Raw genomic sequence first — 22,996 nt, 5'->3', positions numbered from 1 at the left:
GCCTCTTCCTGTGCAGCAGGGGCGGCAGTCCTCACGAGAAGGTGATGAACGCCTTTGCCGCATATAGGCATGAAATCCCGGCGGTACGATAGGTTGCCGCGCCGGCTGAATGCAGGATGAACGGGTCGATCAAGTCGCATTCAGCCAATGCCGGGATAGTGGAAGCGGGAAGGGACGAACGATAATCGCCGCTCCCCCCGGAACCTTCACGGTTTCGGCAGTTAGTATCATAGTAAGCCGGCCCGTCGGGGTCGGGTCGAGCTTTCGCCGATTTGAATCGCAGGAGGAACGAATGTTTCGCAAACTCGCTCTGGCAGCCGCTCTGGCTTTCGGCATGGGGGGCGCTGCAATGACCGCGCAGTCGGCCCAGGCTGCGGTGATCCATCCCGCAGCCAATGCTGGCGTGATCCAGGCCATTGAACAGTCGGCCCCGTCACCGGATGCCGCGCAGAAGGTCTATCACCGCGGCCGCCCGCATTATTATCGCCCGCACTATTACCGCCCGCATTGGCGTCCGCGTCCGGCACGTTACTGCCGCTGGCAGCGTGTACGCGTCCACACCTATTACGGCTGGCGCTGGGTGAACCGTCGCGTCTGCTGGCGCTGATGAAAATCGTCTCCGCTGCCTGACGATCGACACCCCCGAACTTGGTTCGGGGGTGTTTTTCATCGGGGCCTCGGTCGATCAGAACGCATCGATGCCGAGCGCCCGCCAGGCTTCGGTCAATTGCAGGGAGATCGGCAGATTGAGATTCTCCCCGGTCGGCGTCGGCTGGAGGAACCATCTGCGATAGGTCCTCACCAGCCTGCCCTGCTCGGCCATGGTCGCAAAGGCGCGTTTGACGGCCTCGGCCATCAGGGGATCGTCCTTGCGGAACATGATGCCATAGGCGTCATAGGTGATGAAATCGCCGACCACGGCCAAGGTCTTCTGGGCATGGTTGCGCGCGATGAAACCATAGAGCAGCACGTCGTCTGTGGCGAAGGCATCGGCCTTTCCGGCCGCCAGCATGTCGTAGGACTGCTGATGATCGGGCGCCGAAGCGATGGTCATGCCAAGATGATATTTGTCGTTGAGCTGCCTCAGCGCCGCTTCGTTTGTGGTGCCCGCCGTCACCACCAGGGTCTTGCCCTGCAGATCCTTGTAGGAGCGGATGCCCGAGCCGCGCTTGACCAGCAGCTTGGTGCCCGCGACATAGGTGACGGGCGAGAAGGAAACCTGCTTCTCGCGCTCGCGATTGGCCGTGGTCGAACCGCATTCGAGGTCGACCTCGCCCGAGGTCACCGCCGCGATGCGGGTGTCCGAGGTGACGAGCCTGTAGTCGATGCGAACCGGCTTGTCATGCAGCTCGCGCGAGATCTCGTCGACCACGCCCTTGCAAAACTCGATGGCGTAGCCTTGCGGTTCGGCCTGTTCCGGCCGTTTGAAGGAGAAAGGGAAGGAGGCGTCGCGATAGCCGATGATGATGGCGCCGGTCTGGTTCGCCTTCAGCAACGTGCCGGATAGCTCCAGCGGAAAGTAATCCTGCTTCGGTGCGGCCGTCAGGTCCTGCCCGATCATGTCCTCGGCCTTGGCGGGGACATTTGCCGCCAGAATGACGATGGCCGCTAGCGCCAAGAGTTTATGCAAGACTCTCTCCTGAAAAATCCGGACAGCGGGTGGATTGGCACCGCCACGCTGCAGCAAAATGGCTTTTCCGTGAGGTGCCATTTCCCCTAACTCTTTGTTTTGGCGCATTTTCCTGGTCGAAAAGCCTGTCGACTCTTCTCAAAAATGCTCTCGGATGCTCGACGACGGCAGGCGGCGGCACGAGCCGTGCCGCCGCCATTGGCTCAGGCGGGTGCCGCTGCGGGCGCCACTTCCGGCGCGTTGATGTCGTCCTTTTCCGGACCGAGGCCGCCCTCGAACTTGGCGACTGCCGACGCCGCCAGCGAGTTGCCGATCACATTGGTGGCGCTGCGGCCCATGTCGAGGAACTGGTCGATGCCGATGATCAGATAGAGCCCCGCATCCGGGATGTTGAACTGGTGCAGCGTCGCCAGGATCACCACCAGCGATGCCTTGGGCACGCCGGCCACGCCCTTGGACGTCAGCATCAGCGTGCCGGCGATGGCAAGCTGGGTGCCGAGCGAGAGTTCCATGCCATAGGCCTGGGCGACGAACAGGGTCGCGAAGGTCGTATAGGCCATGGTGCCGTCGAGGTTGAAGGAATAGCCGAGTGGCAGCACGAAGCTGGCGATGCGCTTGGGGACGCCGAACCGCTCGAGCTGGTCGAGGATCTTGGGATAGGCGGCTTCCGAACTCGCCGTCGAGAAGGCGAGCAGGAAGGGCTCGCGCATGCGCCTGATCAGATTGCCCATGCGGGCACCGAGCAGGAAATAGCCGATGGCGATCAGGAACCCCCACAGGATGAGCAGCGTCAGGTAGAAGCCGCCGAGGAACTTGACGAAGTTCAAGAGCACGCTTGGGCCGGACGTGGTGATGACGGAGGCCACGGCCGCGCAGACGGCCAACGGCGCCAGCGTCATCACATAACCAGTGATGGTCAGCATCATGTGGGCGACGTCATCGGCAAGGTGGACGAGAGGCTTGCCGCGCTCGCCCAGGGCCATGATGGCAACGCCCGCAAACAGCGAGAACACAACGATCTGCAGGATCTCGCCTTCGGCCATCGCCTTGAAGATCGAGGTCGGAACCAGATGTTCGATGAAATTCTTGAAGCTGAAGGAGGCGGTCGCGATATTGGCGGTATTGCCGCTCTGGTCGGCGATCACGATGCCGTGGCCGGGCTGGATGAGATTGGCCATCACCAGGCCGAGCAGCAGCGACACGATCGACGCCGAGATGAACCAGCCCATGGTCTTGGCGCCAACCCGTCCCAAGGTGGCTGCGTCGCCCATGTGGCCGATGCCGACGATCAGGGTCGAAAGCACCAGCGGGCCAATGATCATCTTGATCAGCTTCAGGAAGATCGTGCTGACGAGGGACATGTAGTCGGCGATCGTGGCCGCGGTTTTCTTGTCGGGGAAGGAGTAGAAACAGGCGATACCGATTGCGATGCCCAGCACGAGACCGACCATCACGTAGATGAAGTTCCTATTCAAGTTGACCCCCCTCATTTGACCTAACGGTTGCATCTGGCGGGATGCAGACAAGCGAGATTCCCCTGGGCAAATCATCAGACAAACGACGCTGGAGAGACGCGTATGCCAAAAGTTTGCAACAGATTTGTCATGTTATTGACATAGTTGCACTCCAGCCGGCGGCCCGAGTCAAGCCTTTTCAAAGCGCTTTTGCAGATGTCGACCGACACATTTCCTGCCGAATATTGACAGGGTGTTTTGCTCGAAAAACAGGAGCGTTCATTTTGGTCAACGCGAGGCAGCACCATACCGTCCGCGTGGAAAGGCGCGCGGGAGGCGAGCAGAGCCGATTTGCATATCAGGAATCCTAAAGGCCACCCCGTCATTGCTTCGCTTCATTCGCAATGACGGAACGAGTAAATCAGACGTCATCCGCGTTGGCCCAAGCTTGCGGCGACGGCCCATGCCAAGTCTTTGACACTTCCTACGATGTCTTTGACACGTCCTACGATCGCGGGAAGGCCATGCTTCGGCACGTCGGCATCCCCGAGGCTTGGTATCAGCCGATACTCTCGCCGCCGTCGACGACCAGAGCCTGGCCGGTCATGAAGGCGGAACGATCCGAGACCAGGAAGAGAATGGCCTCGGCGATCTCTTCCGCCGTGGCCCATCGGCCCATCGGGATCTTTTCGCGAACATAGGCCTCGATGGCGGCACGGCCGCCCATCTGGGCAATGAAGGGCTCGTTGAAGGGGGTGTCGACCCAGCCGGGGCACAGGGCGTTCACCCGGACCTTGTGCCGGGCATAGTCGAGCGCCATCTGGCGCGTCATGGCCACCACGGCATGCTTGGAGGTGGCATAGGCGATCATTTCCCGGTCGTAGAACACGCCGGAATTGGAGGCCGTGTTGAGGATGACGCCGCCGCCCGCCGCGATCATCGCCGGCATGGCCAGGCGGGCTGCCAGGAAATGGGCACGCACGTTGATGCGCCAGGAGGCATCGAGCCCGTCGAGGCCGACTTCGGTGAGCGGCCCACCGACCTGGATGCCGGCATGATTGTGCAGGATGTCGATGCGGCCGTGACGGTCGAGTGTGCCGCCGATGAGGCGCTCGACGGCCGCGTCATCCGCCACGTCGGTGGTGACAGCATCGGCACGGCCGCCTCGTGCGCGGATCATGCTGGCGGTCGCCTCGCCGGCGTCCTTGTCCCGATCGGCAACAATGAGGATGGCGCCCTCGCGCGCCATGGTAAGGGCGCCGGCCTGGCCGATGCCGGAGCCGGAGCCGGTGACGATGGCGATGCGGTTTTCGAGGATCATGGTCATTCACTCAGGAATTGGTGGCGCGAGGGCCGTTATCGGCGCTTGCGCAGCAGGAACTGGGCCAGCAGCACCATCAGCACCGAGGCGACCAGCACGAGCGTGGCGATGGCGTTGATCTCGGGGGTTACGCCGCGGCGGATCGAAGCGAACACATAGATCGGCAGGGTGGTCTGGGGGCCCGCCACGAAGAAGGCCACGATGAAGTCGTCGAAGGAGAAGGTGAAGGACAGCAGGAATCCCGCCAGGATGGCCGGGAAGATCTGCGGCAGCACGATGGAGCGGAAGGTGGTGAAGGGCGTGGCGTAGAGATCGCTCGAAGCCTCCACCAGGTCCCGGCTCAGGCTGCCGAGCCGGGCCCGCACGATCATGGTGACCAGCGCCATTGCGAACAGGCCATGGGCGGCGATGATCGAACCATAGCCGAGGCCGAGCCGGGGCGGGGTCTCGCCCGGCCAGATCGCCGCAAGCAGCGGGTTGGCGAAGGCAAAGACCTGCACCAGCGCCACCAGCGTGGCGATGCCGATGACCACGCCGGGCACCACGATGGCCGCGCCGAAAAGGGCGTCGAAGACGAGGCGGGTCCGTGCTCCCACGCGCGACAGGCCAAGGGCGGCGGCAGTGCCGAACACCGCGGCCAGCAGGGCGCTGCTGGAGGCGACGATCAGGCTGTTGCGCAGGGCTTCGGTGAGGAAGGGGTTGGCGAGCGCGGTGCCGTACCATTTGGTCGAAAAACCGACGATCTCGCTGGCATTGCGGCCGGCGTTGAAGGAGAACAGCACCAAAAGCCCGATGGGCAGATAGAGGAAGGCGAAGACGGCGGTGACGAAGGCTCTCATCAGATCAGGTCCACCTGCCGGGCGCCCGAGACGCGTGCGGTGATACGGTTGGCGATCATGAGCACCACGACCGAGGCGACCACCAGTGTCACGGCGATGGCCGAGCCGAACGGCCAGTTGCGCGATTGCAGGAAGAGGTCGACCAAGGCGTTGCCGATGAAGAACACCTTGCCGCCGCCGAGCAAGGTCGGGATCAGATATTCGCCGAGCAGCAGGATCATCACCAGGCTGAAGCCGGTCATCACCCCGGGCAGGGACAGCGGCAGCGTGACGCCGAAAAAGGTCGAAAAGGGTGTGGCGCCGAGGTCGGCCGAGGCTTCGAGCAGACGGCGATCGAGCCGTTCGAGGCTGACATAGATCGGCAGGATCATCAGCGGCAGGTAGCCATAGACGATGCCGATCAGGACCGAGCCCGGCGTATTGAGCAGCCTGACATCGGGAATGCCGACGAGGTCGAGCAGGGCCGGGATGCCGCGCGAGCCCAGGATGTACATCCAGGCATAGGAGCGCATCAAAAGGCTGGTCCAGAACGGGATGACCACCAGTGCCAGCAGGATCAGCCGCCAGCGCGGCGGTGCCTTGACGGCCAGATAGTAAGCGACGGGATAGGCCACCAGCAGGCAGGCGAAGGCGCCGGCGGGCGCCAGGATCGCGGTGTTCCAGAAGGCGGTGGAGCGTGCGCCGAGATTGGCATATTGCGCGAAGGAGAGTGCGGCCTGGTAGCCGCCTTCCGGCGCCCTTTCGCCGACGCTGAAGACGAGCACGGCGATGAAGGGCAGTACCAGGAAGACCACGAGCCAGGCACTCGCCGGTGCGAGCAGCAGGGTCGTCACGAGTGTGCGGCGGGCGCGTGAGGAGACCACTGGATCGTTTCCGAGGGAAGGATGGAACTGCACTGGCGGAATAGGTTCTCAGCGTGAGGGATGCAGTCATTCCCGGCCGAGCCGCTCGCGAGCGAAGCGAGAGAGGGTGAGAGGAAGGGAATCCAGGGGCAAACACGGCGCCCCTGGCCCCTGGATTCCCTTCCCGCCACCTGCGGTGGCGCCGGGAATGACGGAGCGACCTTACCTCCAGCCATCCTGAGGCGGCCGGTCAGGCCGATTTGAAGCGGGCCATCAGCTCGGCACGTCCCGGATCGGTCAGTGTCGCCGCCGCCCCGAATTCCAGCGGCTTCAGCAGTTCGGCGGCCGGATAGAGAATGGGATTGGAGAGGAAGTCCTTGGGAAGCAGGGCGTTGACGCGCGAATCCGTGCAGGGCGCGCCATTGGCGATGTGCTCCTTCACGGCATTTTCAGGCGTCATCAGATAGTTGAGCAGGGCATAGCCGGCCGGCTTGTTGGGGGCGTCCTTGGGAATGGCGTAGAAATCGGTCCAGATCTCGCCGCCCTCCTTGCCGAGGATGTATTTGATGTGGGGCAGGTCGCGGTTGAGCTGGGCCCCGTCATTGGTCCAGCACATCGTCATCCAGGCATCGTTGGCGCGCATGGGCGGCTGGTAGTCGGAGGACACCGCATAGAGATGCGGCTTGGCCTTGATCAGCAGTTCCTCGGCCTTGGCAAGCTCGTCCTGCTTGAGCGAGTTGAAGGAATAGCCGAAATATTTCAGGGCATTGCCGATGGTGGTGAGCTGGTAGTCATGCACCATGGTGCGGTTGGAACCCTCGGCCATGGCGGTGTCCCAGAAATCCTTCCAGCTTGCCAGCGGCTTGGTGAGCTTCTGGGTATTCACCGCAAAGCCTGTGGTGCCCCAATTCTTCGGCACGGCATAGACCGTGCCGTCGACGGTGCCTTCGGCCGTGAAGCGGGCATCCTCGGTCGAGGCGCTGTAGGCCGGCAGCTTGGCAAGGTCGATGGCGTCGATGAGGCTGAGCTTCTTGTAGGTGGAAATGGTGTAGTTGGTCGGCACGAACAGGCTCCAGCCGGTGGCGCCGGCCTGGAGCTTGGCCAGCATCTCCTCGTTGGAGCCGAAGACATTGACCTCGACGGCGACGCCCGTCGCCTTGGTGAAATTCACGAAGGTCTGCGGGTCGTGATAATTGGGCCAGGTGGCGATCGACATCTTGTCGCCGAGTTCGCCGGCCGCGTAGGCGGGGGCGGGCAGCAGGCCGTTCTCGCGGCCGAGCACGGCCATCGCCAAGCCGAGGCCGGTGGCGCCGAGGAAATGGCGACGGCTGATCGAGCCTTTGCGATAGCGCAGGAGTTGGTCGACAAAGCCCTGGGCCGAGATTGGCAGGTCGTCGCGATAGGATTTCGACATGGCTCATTTCCCTCTGGTAGCGTCGCTTTTTGCGGCTTTTCAGGTCGTTCAGGCGGCGAAGGCGAGTGGAGCACCCGGTGCGAAACCGACCGAGACGCTATCGCCCGGCCCCTTGAGGCCGGGACCGTGTGCCAGGTGGTCGGCCGCGACCAGGATGGTTCCGACATCCCGGATCTCGATGGCGTATTCGGCGGTCGAACCGAGAAAGATGCGGTTGTGCACGGTACCCTGCAGCCTCGGTCCGTCACCGGTCTCCAGCCGCATAGCTTCGGGGCGGATGCTCACGCGGGCCGCCTGGCCGGGTCGTAGTGGCATGTGGGTCCGGGCCTGAAGCGTAGTGCCGTCGGCCAGCACGATGCTGGCCGCCTTGCCCTCTGCTGCGGTGACCTTGCCGTCGAGGAAATTGGACTTTCCGACGAAATCGGCGACGAAGAGATCGGCCGGATCGTCATAGATCTGGCTGGGAGCCCCGGTCTGGACGACACGGCCCTTGTTCATCACGCAGACGAGGTCGCTCATCGACAGCGCCTCTTCCTGGTCGTGGGTGACCAGCACGAAGGTGATGCCGAGGGACCGCTGCAAATTCTGCAGTTCGAGCTGCATCTCGGTGCGCAGCTTCTTGTCGAGCGCGGCGAGTGGCTCGTCGAGCAGCAGCACGGCAGGCTTGTTGACCAGGGCACGCGCCAGGGCGACGCGCTGCTGCTGGCCGCCGGAGAGCTCGTGAATGCGCCGGCGGCCATAGCCGGAGAGACGCACCATGGCGAGCGCCTCGTCGACGCGCCGGGCGATCTCCGAACCGGCCAGGCGCGGGCGGGCCTGGCGCAGGCCATAGGCGATGTTGTCGCCGACGCTCAGATGCGGAAACAGGGCATATTGCTGGAAGACCATGTTGACCGGGCGGCGAAAAGGCGGCGTTCCGGCCATGTCCTGGCCGCGGATCAACACCTGCCCGCTGCTCGGCTGCTCGAAGCCGCCGATCATACGCAGGCAGGTGGTCTTGCCGCAGCCCGAGGGGCCTAGCAACGCGACAAAGGCACCGTTGGGGATGGCAAGGTCGATGCCATGAACCGCGATGACCTCACCGTAGCGCTTGGCGACGGCGCGAAATTCGATATCGGGCGAGGTCGTGTCGTTCATCCGCGCTTGTCCCCTCGATCGGTGCCGAGCCGTTTCGTTCTGGCCGGTTCGTTCTTGCTTTTCGGCCCTCGGCGAAGAGAAAGCTAGCAGAGCCGATTTCCTCTCGTATATACCTATCCGGGGGTATATGCTGCATGTTTGTTCATCACAGGGGGTAGAAATCGGCAGCTCCAGGCATAATTTGGCGGCATCCACGGCGCTGGCGGAGGCGATAAAAGTGGCGGGCCACGCTGGGCCGGGCGAGTTCGAGCGTGCCCTGCTGGCCTGGCTCGGCCTGCATGCGCGCTTCGATCACAGCGTGGTGTTCGCCTATCGCGGTTCGGCGCGGCCGCCGATGCTGTACGAGACCTTCTCGCCTGCCGAGAGCCATGTCTTCGTCGCCCTCTACCAGGATGGCGCCTATCTGCTCGATCCCTTCCACCGGGCTGCGATCGGGGGATGCGAGGGCTTCCGTCGCATGCGCGAGCTGGCGCCCGACCGTTTCTACACCAGCGAGTATTTCCGCTCCTATTACAGCCAGACCGGGCTGGCGGAGGAGGTCGGCTTCTTCGTGCAGCTTCCCGAACAGACCTCGGTGGTCTGGTCCCTGATGCGCCTGGCCGCCTCCGGCCCGTTCGGCACGGCGGAGGTGCGCGGCCTGCGCGACCTGGCCCCGATCGTCCTCGCGCTCTGTGCCCAGCATTGGCGCGACCTGCCGGAGTTCGGCGAGGCCGGCAGCCGGGTGACGACCTTGCCGCTGCCGGGCAGCGATCTCGACCGGGCTCGGCTCTGGGCCAGCCAGTCGCTGACGGCGCGGGAGGGAGAAATCGTCAATCTGGTGCTGCAGGGGCATTCGTCGGATTCGATCAGCCGCCTGCTTCATATCTCGACGGGCACGGTGAAGGTGCATCGCCGCAACATCCGCCACAAGCTCGGCATCCATTCCCAGGCCGGCCTGTTCGCCCGTTTCCTCTCGCTTCTGAACGAGACCGGCTAAAGCGTTTTGCGATTTGGTGGAATCACCAGGAATCGCAAAGACGCCTTAGCCAATCCTCTGGATTGGCTTGGGAACAAGGAGTTAGAGCAAACAAGCGTTCACGCTTGAACGCACTTTGCTCTAGGCTTGCCAGTCGATCGAGGCTTCGCCGCGATGCAGGGCGTCCGCCTCGGCGGTGAAGCCGCCGTCCTCATCATGCAGGATCAGCGGCGGCAGCAGGAGGAAGGGCGCACGCGAGCCCTTGATTGCACGAATGAGCAGGCGGGCGGCCGGCAGGCCGACGCGCGGCTGCACGGGCTTGACCCGGATGTCGCCGAAGCGGCGGTCGAGGCTTGCCAGAAGCCGGGGCAGGGCGTCGGCCCGGTGGATGAGGGTGAGGCTGCCCTTGGCGCGCAGGAGGGCGAGGGCGCAGAGGATCCAGGCCTCCTCGTCGGCCTGGCCGTGCACATGCGCGCCGGCGCGATAGGCGTCGGGCGCGGGGCGAATCGTGCCGGGAAGGTGGAAGGGCGGATTCATGATGACGTGATCGGCCGTGCCGGGCAGCAGGGGGGCGTCCTGCGACGGCCTTTGCGTGACGTCGGCCTCGAGCGTGGCTACCCGCTCAGCAAGGCCGTTGCGTGCTGCATTCTCGGCCGCCAGCGCTGCAATGGCCGGATCGATCTCGACCAGGACGAGGCGGGATTGCGGACAACGGACGGCAAGACCGAGGCCAGCGGCGCCGATCCCCGCGCCGAGGTCGTAGACGGTTTCTCCTGCAGAGGGCGAGAGGCAGGCCGAAAGCAGGGCCGCGTCGGTTCCGACACGATGACCGCTGGCGGGTTGGGCGATTTCGAGCCGGCCGCCCAGAAAGGCCGAGAGCGTGGTCCCGGCCGCGGTCCCAGTCGTAGGCTTGGTCACGGCGTGCGCAACTCCTTGCCGAGGCCTGCTTCGGTCAGCCGCTGACGGGCCAGCACGCTCTGGTCGGTGTCGACCAGGATGCGGCGCTGGATCATGCCGAGCGAGCCTTCCAGTACGCTCATATGGGTGTCGAGCACCAGGTGGACGACGCCCGCCTCGGTCAGCAAGGCCTCGATATAGGAGATCAGCACGGGATCATTGGTACGAACGATTTCTTCCATGCCGCAATCGTTGCGATTATCGCAACAATTGCAACGAGCTTGTTGGCGCGACAACAGCAAGCTTGTATGGGGAGCCGCGCATTTCTATGGTGCCGGCAAAACGGAGTGCATGTATTGGGCGTCGTTGTCGCATTCGAGGACAAATCCGGGTCGCAAGGCTCGCTTCAGCCGATCGTCGACCTGACCAAGGCGGATATGGCGCGGGTCAACACCACCATCCTGTCGCGGACGGGATCGGAGGTGACGATGATTCCGGAAGTCGCCAACCATCTGATCTCCTCCGGAGGCAAACGTCTGCGCCCGATTTTGACCCTGGCAACCGCGCAACTCGCCCGCTATCAGGGCGATGGCCATGTGAAGCTCGCGGCCTCGGTGGAGTTCATGCATACGGCCACGCTCTTGCATGACGACGTCGTCGACGAAAGCGACATGCGGCGTGGCAAGCCTGCCGCCCGCATGCTGTGGGGCAATGAGGCGAGCGTTCTGGTCGGCGATTTCCTGCTCGGCCAGGCTTTCAAGATGATGGTGGAGGTCGGCTCGCTCAAGGCGCTCGACATCCTGTCCACGGCCGCGACCGTCATCGCCGAGGGCGAAGTGGCCCAGCTTGCCGCCGCCAAGAACACGGCGACCACCGAGGACGAATATCTGGCGGTGATTCGCGGCAAGACGGCGGAACTCTTTGCGGCCGCCTGCGAAGTCGGCCCGGTTCTGGCCGAGCGCCCCAAGGACGAGCAGGCCGCCTGCCGCTCCTTCGGCATGAATCTCGGCATCGCCTTCCAGCTCGTCGACGATGCGTTGGATTATGGTGGTTCGGACGCCAAGCTCGGCAAGAATGTCGGCGATGACTTCCGCGAGGGCAAGATCACCCTGCCGGTGGTGCTGGCCTTCCGGCGCGGCAACGAAGCGGAGCGCGATTTCTGGCGCCGGACGTTGGAGCGCGGCGAGATCGCGGAGGCCGACCTCGAGCATGCCATCGGCCTGATGCGCCGCCACAAGACGCTGGAAGACACCATCGAGCGCGCCCGTCACTACGGCGCCATGGCCAAGGACGCCCTGGCGCTGTTCGCCGACAGCCCGATGAAATCAGCCCTGGTCGATGTGGTGGAGTTCTGTATCGGCCGCGCTCACTGAGCCCGGTCGGCCTCTTTCCGGCCGGATGCGGAACTCTCCACGCGTAATGCGGACGGTTCGAGGCCGTCCAGGGAAGCAAGCCCATGGCTGATCTCTTCGACGTTTCCGTACCGGTTTTCCTGCGCTATCTCACCAATCTCGACGCGATCCTCGACAAGACGGCCGAGCATCTGCAGCTCCAGGGCACGGAGCAGGCGGAGGTCCTCAACCTCGCTTTGCAGCCGAACATGTTCCCCTTGAAGTGGCAGGTTCGCATCGCGCTCGGCTTCTCCATCCGGGCCATTAATCCGGTGCTGCAGCAGCCGATCATGCTCGATGACGGCCCGATCGAATCGATCGAAGATATCCGCCTCCTGCTGGGAAACACCATTGCCCGGCTCAGGAACGTCTCACGGCGCGATTTTGCCGGCGGGGAAGCGAGGCTGGTGCGGGAAAAGGCCGGCCAGGCCGTGTTCGAGGCCAAGGCCGTGGACTTCGTCACCCAATATGCCCTGCCGAACTTCTTCTTTCATCTCGGCATGGCCTATTCGCTGCTGCGCCTCGCCGGCTGCCCGATCGGCAAGGGCGATTTCGACGGCTTTCATCAATATGAAGCAGGCGTCAACCTGGTGCGGGAGGTGCAGCCGGAGCCCAGACCGCTGATCCAGCGGCTGCCTGGTTGAAGCGTAGGTGCTTGGCTTCGAAGGGAGCGCGAGCCCTTCGTCAAAGTGCGGTGATCAGCTTTCTGAGCAGGCTATCGAGGGTTTCCTGCTCGGCCTGCGTCAGCACCGACAGCAGCCGCTGCTCATTGGCAACATGGCGCGCAATGGTCTCATCGATCACGATCTTGCCGGCCTCGGTAAGGGCGATCAGCTTGCCGCGACGGTCATTAGGATCGGGACGCCTCTCGACCAGGCCGGCGCGCTCCAGCCGGTCGAGGCGATTGGTCATGCCGCCCGAGGAGATCATCGCCGCCTCGTAGAGTCGCGTCGGCGACAGCATGTAGGGCTCGCCCGAACGCCTCAGCGTGGCCAGCACGTCGAACTCGCCCGGCTGCAGGCCTGCGGTGGCGAAGAGCGGGTTCATGTGGTCGCGCAGCACCCGTTCGGAGGCATCGGACAGGCGGCCGAATACCGCCATCGGTAAGGAGGGAAGGTCGGGTCGCTCGCGAGCCCATTGTTCGACGGCTGTGTCGGCGCGGTCCATCGGCAGGTTCTCTTGGCACAAAGTATCTTGACATTAAGATACTTTGTGCTTACTAACATCACAGCGAGACAATAAATCAACTCGCCCATTCGGTGAAGGAGGAAGTGATGGCCAAGATGATTTTCTTGAATCTGCCGGTGCGCGATCTTGCCGCCGCGACCGCATTCTATGTCGCCCTGGGCGGCGAGGTGAACCCGCAATTTTCCGACGAGCAGACCAAATCGGTGATGCTCTCCGACGCGATCGTCGTGATGCTGCTCACTCACGAACGCTATGGACAGTTCACCCAGCGCCCGATCGGCGATGCGCGCCAGTGGAGCCAGGCGCTGATCGCCCTCAATGTCGATACGCGCGATGCGGTGGACGCGACGCTGGCCCGCACCACGCAAGCGGGCGGAAAGGCCGACCCCAACCCGGCGCAGGATCACGGCTTCATGGTCAGCCGCAGTGTCGAGGATCCCGACGGCAATGTCTGGGAAATCGTGTGGATGGATCCTGCCGCGATGGCGCCGCAGGGCTGAGGCGCGAATTCATCACTCTCCCCCTCCAGGGGAGGGGGAAACTTGCGCTTGGGCTTCACCTGCATCCAGCAATTTAGGGTGCGTCCTGGGGATGTGCGGCGCGGCCCGCCAGGATGCGCGTTCCCGCAGCCAGGATGATCGCCACCACGATCAGGAGCGCGGCGGTGCCGAATGTTGCCTGCATGCCGAAGGCGACGGCCTCCGGCGGGGCCTTGGCGATATCACCCGTTCCCGCGGCGAAACGGAAGATGGCGCCCATGGCCGAAGCCCCCGTTATCAGGCCCAGATTGCGCGACAAATTGACGAGGCCTGATGTCACGCCTCGCCGGTCCGCTGGGATACTGGCCATGGCGGCGGTGTTGTTGGCGGCCTGGAAAAGCTGGTAGCCCGGCGTCAGGATGACGATGCCGGCAATATAGCCCGCGACGCCGAATGCCGGGCCCATTGTAGACAGGACGATGGCTCCGACCGCCATCTCGGTCAGGCCGATGAGGATCAGGCGAGGCGCACCCAGGCGGTCGACGATGCGTCCGGCAAAGACCCCGCTCAGGATGGAAAGGACGGGGCCGATCGCCATCACCGCGCCGATTTCAGCCTCGTCGAGAGCGAAGACGCCGGACAGGTAGAATGGCCCGACGACGAAGGTCGTCATCATTACCGTGGCGACCAGGGCGCTCGTCGCCAAATTGGCGCTCAGCCCCTCGCTGCGGAAGGCGGCCAATTGGATCAGGGGTGAGCTGATACGTGCCTCGACCAGCAGGAAAAGGGCGCCGCCGATGACGGTTGCCAGCAGTAGGCTCGCACCGGTCCAGGCGGGAGCGCTGCGCCCCGTGGTCATGGCCAGGGCGTAGGCAGCGAGCGTTGCGGCGAGCAGGAATGTGCCGAGGCTGTCGAATCTGTTGCGGGCATCCCGGGATTTGCCGCCATCCTCGCGCAGGAAGCGACGAGCAAGATAGAGGGCCAGGAGGCCCAAAGGGATATTGAGAAGGAAGATGCTCCGCCAGCCGAAGGCGGAAATCATGAGGCCTCCGAGCGATGGCCCCAGGGCGGTGCCGACGGCCGACATCGTGCCGAGCAGCCCCATGGCACTGCCGGTCCTTTCCCTCGGAACGGCTTCGCCGATAATAGCCATGCCGAGAGCCGCCATGATGGCGGCGGCGAGGCCCTGTGCAGCGCGCGCCGCGACCAGCAGCCCGAAGGTCGGCGCTACCGCGCAGCAAGCCGAAGCCAATGTAAACAGCAAGAGACCCGACAGCAGCAGCCTTCGCCGCCCGACGATGTCTCCCAATCGCCCGACGCTGACGACCAGGGTGGTCATCGCCAGCAGATAGGCCAGCACGATCCACTGCACCTGCTCGAATGAGGCCGAGAAGGCCGCGGCCAAAGTCGGCAAGGCGACATTGGCGATGCTGGTGCCCAGGGAGGACAGCAGGATGCAGAGGCTGAGGCAGGCGAGGGCCCCGTGGAACGGAGGCGTGGGTTTTTCATGCACCCGTCCATCATCTCTCGTCGCTGATTTCGGCATGGATTGCGTCTTCCGTCGGTTCGAAGGGGGAACCGCTGAAAGATAGGCCTGTGCCTGATATGGCGGAATGCGCATCATTTGCACTTCATTGGTGCATCGAACGCCATGCCATAATTACCCTTGGATGCTATGATCGGTCCATGACGCTGCCCGATTTCAATCTTCTCATCACGCTCGACGTCCTGCTGACGGAAGGCAGTGTCGCTCGAGCGGCCCGTCGTCTCAGGCTCAGCCCCTCGGCGATGAGCCGAGCCCTGGCCCGATTGCGGGACACGACCGGCGATCCGCTGCTCGTTCGCGCCGGCCGCGGCCTCGTACCGACACCGCGGGCTTTGGAACTGCGCGAAAACGTCGGCCAACTCGTCCAGGCGGTCGAAAGCGTCCTTCGTCCGGTGGAAGCGCTCGACCTGAAAAAGCTCACGAGAACCTTCACACTGCGCAACAGGGAGGGTTTCGTCGAGAATTTCGGACCCGATCTCATCGCTTATGCCCGCGAACAGGCGCCGGGGGTCACGCTGCGTTTCGTGCCGAAAGCCGACAAGGACAGCACGCCCCTGCGCGACGGCAGTGTGGATCTGGAGACGGGCGTCATCGGCGACTCGATGGGGCCGGAAGTGCGCGCGCAGGCCCTGTTTCGCGATCGTTTCGTCGGTGTCGTCAGGATGGGCCATCCTCTGAGCGAGGCTCCGATCACGCCGGCCCGCTATGCACAGGCAAGCCATGTCCTGATCTCACGCCGAGCCCTCTATAGGGGGCCGGCCGATGGCAGGCTCGAAGCCCTCGGTCTCGAGCCGAACATCGCGACGATCGTCAGCAGCTTTTCCGAAGCGCTGGCCCTGGCCCGCTCGACCGACCTGGTCGCCACCGTGCCCGAACGTTCGACCGGCCGCCTGCGTGCCGGCCTGTTCTGCTTCCCACTGCCGTTTCCCCTGGCGGAGATCACGATCTCCCTGCTCTGGCACCCGCGGCTCGATGCCGATCCGGCCCATCGCTGGTTGAGGGACTGCGTCCGGAAGGTCTGCACCGAGCAACTGGCCGGCTAGGTAGGCGCGTTTCTTCCGGGATCGCAGGCATCCCAGTGAACGGTGTTTTATGGCGCCATCGCCGGCTTCAGGCCGGACAGCAGCTTGGCGAGGCCGGGGTCGTCCACGATGATGGAAGCATCGCCGAGGCCCATCCATTGCACACGGCGCTGGGTCTGTTCCTTCCAGGCCGGCAACATGCCGGTGACGCGCAAGGGATAGACATTCACCTTGATCAGTTCGAAGCGATCGGTCAGGCGCTTCCAATAGACAAAGGAGCCGAGCGCCTTCTTGCGTGGCTTGCCGGTTACACCGGCCTCCTGCTCGGCCTCGATGCGGGCGGCGACATGATCCTTGCGGCCCTTGATCGGCCAGCCCTTCGGCACGGTCCAGCGATGGGTGGTACGGGTGGTCACCAGGCAGACCTCGATGCGGCCATCCTTTTCGCGCAGCGGCAAGGCCGCAACCTGGCGGCGCGTCGGATTGGGCAGGATGTCGATGGCGATACTCGGCATGGTACTCTCACGCTCTTGATTGGAGCAAAGGCTCCTACGCGACTGACTTGCTGATATCCTCGCTCAAATACCGCTATGCCGGCGTGACATGGCGCACGTGGTGGGCGAGTCTGCAGACTCGCCTTTTTCAAGGTGTTTGACGCGGTCGAGTCAGGTCTGATCGTCGAGGTCGCGCTGCCCCTCACCTTACCTCTCCCCGTAAGGACGGGGCGAGGGGGCTTTGACGTCGAATCATATTCGGGAAATCTTTCATCTCGCACGACGGTTGGGCGAGATGAATGCTCCGAGAACCAGTCACAACGCTTGCGCCTCCTCGCACCGTCCTTACGGGGAGAGGTAAGGTGAGGGGCGGCGCCATCCAGCGTATTTATGGACTATTTTACAAACCTTTCCCGGTTCGTTCCAAACACCTTGAAAGGGGTGGTCATCAGACCCGCCCCCCGCGGATTGGATCGCAGCCTGGCATCACTCCTCGGCCGGCAGCACCTGCTTGCGCTTGCCGAGCAGAGCCAGGATCGCGGCGCCCTTCACGGCAAGGGCCAGGACCAGCGTGATCACGATGATCAGGAAGGCGGCCGCCGCGATGGCCGGGCTGATGTTCTCCCTGAGCGAGGAGAACATCTGCCGTGCCAGCGTAGTCTGGTTGGGGCCGGCGACGAAGAGGGTGATCACCACCTCGTCGAGCGAGGTGGCGAAGGCGAAGGCCGCACCGGTGAGGATGCCGGGCAAGGCGAGCGGGAAGGTCACGGCCCGGAACACCGTGCCGGGTGAAGCGCCGAGGCTCGCCGCCGCCCGTTCCAGAGCCGGATCGATGCTGGCGAGCGAGCCGGAGACGTTGACCAGCACGAAGGGCACGCACAAGACGGCATGGGCGATGATCACGCCGGCATAGGAGGAGGCGAGGCCGAGCCTTGCATAGAGAATCTGCATGCCGACGCCGAGCACTACCGCCGGCACCACCATGGGCAGCAGGAAGATCGAGCGCAGCACGCCGGAGAACGGCACTAAATTGCGCCTCAGGCCGAGGGCGGCGAGCGTGCCGACCACGGTGGACAGCACCGTCGCGCCGGTGCCCACGATCATCGAGTTGACGATCGAGCGCTGCCAGGCGTCGCTGGTGGCGAGCGTGTCGAACCAGCGCGTCGAGGGCCCCGTCATCGGATAGGTCAGGAAGACACTGTCGGTGAAGGCCAGAGGCAGGATCGCCGCGAGCGGGACGACCAGGAACGCCACGACCAGTGCGCCGAAGGCGAGGCGCAAGGCGTTGAAGGAGCTCTTGCCCAATCCCGTCATGTCTGCACCATCGGCGTGCGCGAGAGCCGTCCATAGACCAGATAGAGCACCGTTGTCGGCACCAGCAGGAAGATGCCGAGCGCCCCGGCCATGCCCCAATTGGCGGTGCCGGTGGCATAGAAGGCGATCACCGAGGAGATCATCTGTTCGTTCGGGCCGCCGACCAAGGCCGGGGTGATGTAGTAGCCGAGCGCCACCATGAAGACGAGGAGCGAGCCCGAGAGCACCCCCGGCATGGCCAGCGGCAGCAGGACGTGCCGCATGGCCCGCAGTGGCGGGGCGCCGAGCGAGGCGGCGGCCGGCATCAGGTTGCGCGGGATGGCGACGAGGCTGGCATAGATCGGCAGCACCATGAAGGGCAGCAGCACATGCGTCATGGCGATGAGGATGCCGGTGCGGTTGTAGATCAGCGGCAGCGAGGCATCGATCAGGCCGAGGGCCTTCAGCGTCTGGTTGATCAGGCCGTTCTCCTGCAGGAGGATCATCCAGGCGGCGGTACGCACCAGGAGCGAGGTCCACAGCGGCAGCAGCACCGCAAGCAGCAGGAGATTGCGCTTCCAGCCGGAGACGCTGGCGGCCAGCATGGCGAAGGGCAGGCCGATGGCGACGCAGAGCAGCGTGACCTGCAGGGCGATCATGAAGGTCCGCAGCATGATCATGCGGTTCACGGCCATATCCGGCGGCACATTGGCGATACTGCCGTCATCGGCCCGCTTGAGATCGACGGCGGCCAGCAGGTTGGCGTCCGTATAGGCCGGCATCGAGCGCCTCAGCGCCAGCCAGAAGGCGGGCTGGTTCCAGCGGGGATCGATGGTGGCGAGGGCAGGCGGGCTGTTCTCGGGCGCGTTGCGGATGGCGGTCGCGGTCTTGGGCAGCAGCGTGCGGAAGCCTGCCTGCTGGCTGTTGAGGGCGCGCACGGCATCGCCGAACTGCTCCTGGGGGATGACCGTCCTCAGATCCTTGGCGAGCGCGGCCTGGACCTCGGGCGGCGGCAGGCCTTCGCCCTGCCAGCCGGCGATCGCCTCGGCCGTCTGAGGGAAGGCGTGCCGCACGGTGCCACCCTGCACGGAGGTGACGATCATCATGCCGAGCGGCCAGAGGAAGAAGATGCCGAGGAAGGCAATGAGGGGCAGCACCAGGAGAGCGGCCTTGAGCCGCGGGGCCGCCGTCATGGCAGGACCAGCGTGCAGTCGTCGGGCGCGAAACCGACATGGGCATCGGAGCCGATGGGGCGGCTCGCCTCGCGCCGGTCGGCCTTGGCCACCAGGCGTCGCTCGCCGCTCTTGAGATGCAGGCGGACGTGATCGCCGTGATAGACGTCGTCCTCGACGCGAACAGGCAGCGTATTGGCCAGGGCCGGCGCGTCGCTCAGATGCAGCCTTTCGGGCCGCACGGAGACCAGCACCGGTGCACTCGGCTTGGGAGAAAGCTCGGTGCGGCAGGAGACAGTCGGCCCCAGGGCCAACTCGACGGTGGCGAGGCCGTCCGAGCAGGACTTCAGGGTGCCGTCGAGCAGGTTGGTCTCGCCGATGAACTCGGCGACAAAGCGTGTGCGCGGGCGGTCATAGAGGCCGGACGGGGTATCGAGCTGCTCGATCTTGCCGAGATTGAGCACGGCGACCCGGTCCGACATGGTCAGGGCCTCGCCCTGGTCATGGGTGACGAAGATCACGGTGAGGCCGAGCTTGCGGTGGAGCTCGCGGATCTCGAGCTGCATGTGCTCGCGCAACTGCTTGTCGAGCGCGCTGAGCGGCTCGTCCATCAGCACCACCTTGGGCTCGTAGACGAGGGCGCGCGAGAGGGCGATGCGCTGCTGCTGGCCGCCCGAAAGCTGGGAAGGCCTGCGATCCTTGAGATGGCCGAGCCGGACGAGATCGAGCGCCTTGGTGACCCTGGCGTCGCGCTCGGCCCGGCCGATGCCGCGCATCTTGAGCGGGAAGGCGACGTTCTCGGCGATGGTCATGTGCGGAAACAGGGCGTAATTCTGGAAGACCACACCCATGTTGCGCTTGTAGGAGGGCAGGGTCTCCACGCGGGTGCCGTCGACGAGCAGGGCGCCGCTGCTGGGTGCCTCGAAGCCGGCCAGCATCATCAGGAGAGTGGTTTTGCCGGACCCGGAGGGGCCGAGCAGGCTGACGAATTCACCCTGGCCGACATGGAAGTCGAGATTGTCGACGACCTTCATCGTGCCGAAGGATTTGCTGACACCGTCGAAGTGAATGAACGAGTCCATCGGATCCGAAAAGCTCCTTCCAGGTGCGGGCCTTGGGACGTTGGAATGAGCGATGCCCGGGCGGACATCGAGACACAACCCAGCCGGCATTAACGCAGCCTTGTCATGCCCGGGCTCGACCCGGGCATCCAGTGCCTCGCCTCAACCTTGAAAGCGATCCTGGATTGCCGGGTCAAGCCCGGCAATGACAAAGGTCTGTATTTGGGGCGGGAGAATGCCGTCGGACGGCTATTGCCCCAGCCAGGCGTTGAAGCGCTTGGTCAGGTCCTCGATGTTGTCGTTCCAGAATTCGGTGTCGATGGAGACCGAATCCGTCATGTTGGCCGGCGAGGTCGGCAGGTCGACGGCAAGGTCGGCAGGCACCGCGGCGGCGGCAGCCTTGCTCGGCAGGCCGTAGGCGATGTCCTGCGGCAGCTTGGACTGGTTCTCCGGCAGGCTGGCGAAGGCGATGAAATCCATCGCCGCATCCTTGTTCGGGCTGCCCTTGAGGATGACCCAGCTGTCGACGGCATAGATCGAGCCCGGCCACACGCCCTTGAAATGCGTGCCTTCGGTCTTGTTGATGCCGGTGATGCGGCCATTATAGGCCGAGGTCATCACCACCTGGCCCGACTTCAGGAGCTGGAGCGGCTGGGCCCCCGATTCCCACCAGACCATGTCGCCCTTGATCTCGCCGAGCTTCTTGAAGGCGCGGTCGACACCTTCGGGCGTGCGCAGCACGGTGTAGACGTCCTTGGGGGCGACACCATCGGCCATCAGCGCGAATTCGAGGGCATATTTCGGGCCGCGGCGTAGCGCGCGCTTGCCCGGGAACTTCTTGGTGTCCCAGAAATCGGCCCAGGATTTCGGCGCTTCCTTCAGCTTGTCGCTGTCATAGGCGAGCTGGGTCGACCAGACGATGGCGCCCACGCCGCAATCGCTGACGGCGCTGTCGATGAACTTGTCCTTGCCGCCCAGTTTGTTCCAGTCGAGCGGCTCGTAGATGCCGTCTGCACAGCCGATCGCCAGTTCCTCGGCCTCGACCTGCACGGCGTCCCAATTGGGCGTGCCGGCCTTGACCTTGGCCTGCAGCACGCCGATGCCGCCGTCCCAGGCCTCATCGAGCACCGGCTTGCCGGTCTTCTCGGAGAAGGGCTTGAAATAGATCTTGCGCTGGGCGTCCTGGTAGTTCCCGCCCCAGGATACCACGGTCAGGTCGCGCGCCGAGGCGCTGGCGACGCCGGCAAGGGCGGTACCCAAGGCAATGCCGGAGGCAAGAAGGAGGTGTCTGAAGCGCATAGCGGTCTTCCCCACTGGTTCGGTCTCTGGTTTGCGTCGCGGTGTCTCTTTCCTTTGGGAAAGGACCCGTCTCTTCCGTTGCACGCGGCTCGCCGCCGCATGGGATTGTCGCATCGGAACCTGCGAGGCCGCCAATGGCAATGGCGGCGCCCGCGTCCGGTGAAAAAATTAGACGCCGATCTCCGCAAGCAGCTGCTTGGGAGAAAGGCGCAGGGCTGCCGCCCGGCGATGGCCTTCCAGCCCCTCGCTGGCGCTCTGCCGGATGGCCGGCGGGGCGACGGCGGCGATGCCGCGATCGTCCAGCCACTGATGGGTACAGGTCTTGAGGTAGGATCCGACCCACAGGCCTCCTGTGTAGCGCCCCGCGCCCATGGTGGGCAAGGTGTGGTTGGTGCCGCAGCACTTGTCCGAATAGACCACGCTGGCCGAGACGCCGATGAACAGCGAACCGTAATTGCGCAGCCTGGCCGCGGTGGCGTGGGCATCGCGCGTATGGACCTGCAGGTGCTCGGCGGCGATGAAGTCCGAATAGGCCAGCATGGCCGCCTCGTCCTCGCACACGACGATCTCGCCATAGTCGCGCCAGGCCGGGCCGGCGACATTGGCGGTGGGCAGATTGGCGAGTTGGCGCTCGACCTCGGCCAGGGTCGCTTCGGCCAGAGCCCTGTCCGTGGTGATCAGGCCGACGCGGGTGCGCACGTCGTGCTCGGCCTGGGCCAGCAGGTCGACGGCGATGGTGACCGCGTCCCCCGTGTCGTCGGCCACCACGAAGATCTCGCTGGGGCCGGCGAGCTGGTCGATGCCAACCAGGCCGAAGACCTGGCGCTTGGCCTCGTTGACGAAGGCATTGCCGGGCCCGAAGATCTTGTCGACGGCCGGGATACTTTCGGTGCCATAGGCCATGGCGGCGATGGCCTGGGCACCGCCGACCCGGAAGATGCGGTCGGCGCCGGAGAGGTGGCAGCCGGCGATCATGGCCTGGTGGGCGCCCGGCGGCAGGCAGGCGATCACCTCGTCGCAGCCGGCGACCTTGGCGGGCACGATGGTCATCACCGGCGCCGACAGCAGCGGATAGCGCCCGCCCGGCACATAAGCGCCGACGCGGGCAATCGGGATGATGCGGTGGCCGAGATGCAGGCCGGGCAGGGCCTCGATCTCCAGGGGCAGCAGCGTGGCGCGCTGGGCTTCAGCAAAAGCGCGCACCCGCTCGATCGCGAATTCGGTATCGGCGCGGGTCTGCGGATCGAGGGCGTCCACGGCGGCCTGGCGCTCGGCGGCGCTCACCTCGAAGTGCTCGACATCAATTTTGTCGAATTCGCGTGAATAGTCGCGCAGCGCCGCATCGCCGCGCTTGCGCACCTCGTCGATGACCTGCTTCACGGTGGCTTCCACGGGGCCATTGTCGGTCAGGGCGCTGCGTCCCGGTGCCTTGATGGAGGTGATGCGGGCTTGGATGGCGGGGTCGAGCATTGCTGGCCTTTTCGATCGAATGAGATGCCGAAAGACTTGCCGCCGCAAGCGCCCGGTGCAATTGCCCCGGACGGGTCTGTTTAATATATTCA

Annotated in this window: 23 protein-coding genes; 6 read left to right on the top strand and 17 right to left on the bottom strand. The window is 64.5% G+C overall.

Translation table 11 applies throughout. The features are described 5' to 3' along the window. The first annotated feature begins 292 nt into the window (after positions 1-292). A complete protein-coding gene (locus ACIGJE_RS22980; protein ID WP_311943175.1) occupies positions 293-607 on the top strand; it encodes a hypothetical protein in 315 nt (104 codons plus the stop codon). Positions 608-685: 78 nt separating this feature from the next. Here ACIGJE_RS22980 and ACIGJE_RS22975 read toward each other — a convergent pair whose 3' ends face one another. The 7 genes from ACIGJE_RS22975 to ACIGJE_RS22945 form a co-directional block, all read right to left on the bottom strand. Then, positions 686-1,630, bottom strand: coding sequence for an amino acid ABC transporter substrate-binding protein (locus ACIGJE_RS22975; protein ID WP_311943173.1), 945 nt, complete (start codon positions 1,628-1,630; stop codon positions 686-688). A gap of 203 nt (positions 1,631-1,833) precedes the next feature. Continuing rightward, entirely contained in the window at positions 1,834-3,120 is a 1,287-nt protein-coding gene (locus ACIGJE_RS22970) for a dicarboxylate/amino acid:cation symporter (RefSeq protein ID WP_376717754.1), read from the bottom strand. A 523-nt stretch (positions 3,121-3,643) separates the two neighbouring features. After that, the gene (locus tag ACIGJE_RS22965; RefSeq protein ID WP_483680297.1) at positions 3,644-4,405 is read right to left on the bottom strand and encodes an SDR family NAD(P)-dependent oxidoreductase; all 762 of its coding nucleotides are present in this window, start codon (positions 4,403-4,405) and stop codon (positions 3,644-3,646) included. 35 nt (positions 4,406-4,440) lie between these two features. Beyond that, entirely contained in the window at positions 4,441-5,244 is an 804-nt protein-coding gene (locus tag ACIGJE_RS22960) for an ABC transporter permease (RefSeq protein ID WP_311943168.1), read from the bottom strand. Further along, entirely contained in the window at positions 5,244-6,107 is an 864-nt protein-coding gene (locus ACIGJE_RS22955; RefSeq protein ID WP_394311820.1) for an ABC transporter permease, read from the bottom strand. The genes ACIGJE_RS22960 and ACIGJE_RS22955 overlap by 1 nt, the downstream gene beginning before the upstream one ends. A gap of 229 nt (positions 6,108-6,336) precedes the next feature. Beyond that, complete coding sequence (locus ACIGJE_RS22950) at positions 6,337-7,500, bottom strand: ABC transporter substrate-binding protein (protein WP_311943164.1); 1,164 nt, start codon at positions 7,498-7,500, stop codon at positions 6,337-6,339. 48 nt (positions 7,501-7,548) lie between these two features. Continuing rightward, positions 7,549-8,637, bottom strand: coding sequence for an ABC transporter ATP-binding protein (locus ACIGJE_RS22945; RefSeq protein ID WP_311943162.1), 1,089 nt, complete (start codon positions 8,635-8,637; stop codon positions 7,549-7,551). Between the two features lie 217 nt (positions 8,638-8,854). Here ACIGJE_RS22945 and ACIGJE_RS22940 point away from each other — a divergent pair, with 217 nt between their 5' ends. Continuing rightward, positions 8,855-9,613 (top strand): helix-turn-helix transcriptional regulator, encoded by a 759-nt coding sequence (locus tag ACIGJE_RS22940; protein ID WP_367627065.1) that lies wholly within the window; start codon positions 8,855-8,857, stop codon positions 9,611-9,613. A 120-nt stretch (positions 9,614-9,733) separates the two neighbouring features. Here ACIGJE_RS22940 and ACIGJE_RS22935 read toward each other — a convergent pair whose 3' ends face one another. Both ACIGJE_RS22935 and ACIGJE_RS22930 read right to left on the bottom strand, forming a co-directional pair. Beyond that, entirely contained in the window at positions 9,734-10,510 is a 777-nt protein-coding gene (locus tag ACIGJE_RS22935; RefSeq protein WP_483678751.1) for a tRNA1(Val) (adenine(37)-N6)-methyltransferase, read from the bottom strand. Next, the gene (locus ACIGJE_RS22930) at positions 10,507-10,731 is read right to left on the bottom strand and encodes a putative signal transducing protein (protein WP_311943155.1); all 225 of its coding nucleotides are present in this window, start codon (positions 10,729-10,731) and stop codon (positions 10,507-10,509) included. Before ACIGJE_RS22930 ends, ACIGJE_RS22935 begins: the two co-directional genes overlap by 4 nt. Positions 10,732-10,845: 114 nt before the next feature. Between ACIGJE_RS22930 and ACIGJE_RS22925 the strand changes: the two genes are divergently transcribed. Both ACIGJE_RS22925 and ACIGJE_RS22920 read left to right on the top strand, forming a co-directional pair. Further along, entirely contained in the window at positions 10,846-11,862 is a 1,017-nt protein-coding gene (locus tag ACIGJE_RS22925; protein WP_311943153.1) for a polyprenyl synthetase family protein, read from the top strand. Positions 11,863-11,945: 83 nt separating this feature from the next. After that, a complete protein-coding gene (locus ACIGJE_RS22920) occupies positions 11,946-12,524 on the top strand; it encodes a DUF1993 family protein (protein ID WP_311943150.1) in 579 nt (192 codons plus the stop codon). A gap of 40 nt (positions 12,525-12,564) precedes the next feature. Here the strand turns inward: ACIGJE_RS22920 and ACIGJE_RS22915 are convergent, their stop codons facing one another. Then, on the bottom strand, positions 12,565-13,047 hold the full coding sequence (locus tag ACIGJE_RS22915; RefSeq protein ID WP_367626634.1) for a MarR family winged helix-turn-helix transcriptional regulator: 483 nt from the start codon (positions 13,045-13,047) through the stop codon (positions 12,565-12,567). Between the two features lie 107 nt (positions 13,048-13,154). On the opposite strand from ACIGJE_RS22915, the gene ACIGJE_RS22910 reads away from it, so the two are divergent. Then, positions 13,155-13,568 (top strand): VOC family protein, encoded by a 414-nt coding sequence (locus ACIGJE_RS22910; RefSeq protein WP_367626633.1) that lies wholly within the window; start codon positions 13,155-13,157, stop codon positions 13,566-13,568. A gap of 73 nt (positions 13,569-13,641) precedes the next feature. Here ACIGJE_RS22910 and ACIGJE_RS22905 read toward each other — a convergent pair whose 3' ends face one another. After that, the gene (locus tag ACIGJE_RS22905) at positions 13,642-15,093 is read right to left on the bottom strand and encodes an MFS transporter (protein WP_483678749.1); all 1,452 of its coding nucleotides are present in this window, start codon (positions 15,091-15,093) and stop codon (positions 13,642-13,644) included. A gap of 140 nt (positions 15,094-15,233) precedes the next feature. Between ACIGJE_RS22905 and ACIGJE_RS22900 the strand changes: the two genes are divergently transcribed. Then, complete coding sequence (locus ACIGJE_RS22900) at positions 15,234-16,136, top strand: LysR family transcriptional regulator (protein WP_311943142.1); 903 nt, start codon at positions 15,234-15,236, stop codon at positions 16,134-16,136. 47 nt (positions 16,137-16,183) lie between these two features. Here the strand turns inward: ACIGJE_RS22900 and ACIGJE_RS22895 are convergent, their stop codons facing one another. The 6 genes from ACIGJE_RS22895 to hisD form a co-directional block, all read right to left on the bottom strand. Next, entirely contained in the window at positions 16,184-16,630 is a 447-nt protein-coding gene (locus ACIGJE_RS22895) for an NUDIX hydrolase (protein ID WP_311943140.1), read from the bottom strand. A gap of 465 nt (positions 16,631-17,095) precedes the next feature. Then, positions 17,096-17,923: an ABC transporter permease gene (locus ACIGJE_RS22890; RefSeq protein WP_483678747.1), complete on the bottom strand. Its 828-nt coding sequence runs from the start codon at positions 17,921-17,923 to the stop codon at positions 17,096-17,098. Continuing rightward, complete coding sequence (locus ACIGJE_RS22885; protein WP_415080571.1) at positions 17,920-19,095, bottom strand: ABC transporter permease; 1,176 nt, start codon at positions 19,093-19,095, stop codon at positions 17,920-17,922. Before ACIGJE_RS22885 ends, ACIGJE_RS22890 begins: the two co-directional genes overlap by 4 nt. Beyond that, a complete protein-coding gene (locus ACIGJE_RS22880; protein ID WP_311943134.1) occupies positions 19,092-20,156 on the bottom strand; it encodes an ABC transporter ATP-binding protein in 1,065 nt (354 codons plus the stop codon). Before ACIGJE_RS22880 ends, ACIGJE_RS22885 begins: the two co-directional genes overlap by 4 nt. Positions 20,157-20,384: 228 nt before the next feature. Then, positions 20,385-21,434 carry an ABC transporter substrate-binding protein gene (locus ACIGJE_RS22875; RefSeq protein ID WP_149251732.1) on the bottom strand — a complete coding sequence of 350 codons (1,050 nt, stop codon included), beginning with the start codon at positions 21,432-21,434 and terminating at the stop codon, positions 20,385-20,387. 168 nt (positions 21,435-21,602) lie between these two features. After that, positions 21,603-22,904 (bottom strand): histidinol dehydrogenase, encoded by a 1,302-nt coding sequence (hisD, locus tag ACIGJE_RS22870; protein ID WP_367626629.1) that lies wholly within the window; start codon positions 22,902-22,904, stop codon positions 21,603-21,605. Positions 22,905-22,996: the final 92 nt, after the last annotated feature.

The sequence above is a fragment of the Labrys sp. E2SS-1L genome (genome assembly GCF_057073705.1).
The sequence above is the reverse complement of the archived record's forward strand: the minus strand, read 5'-3'. Positions and strand labels throughout refer to the sequence as shown.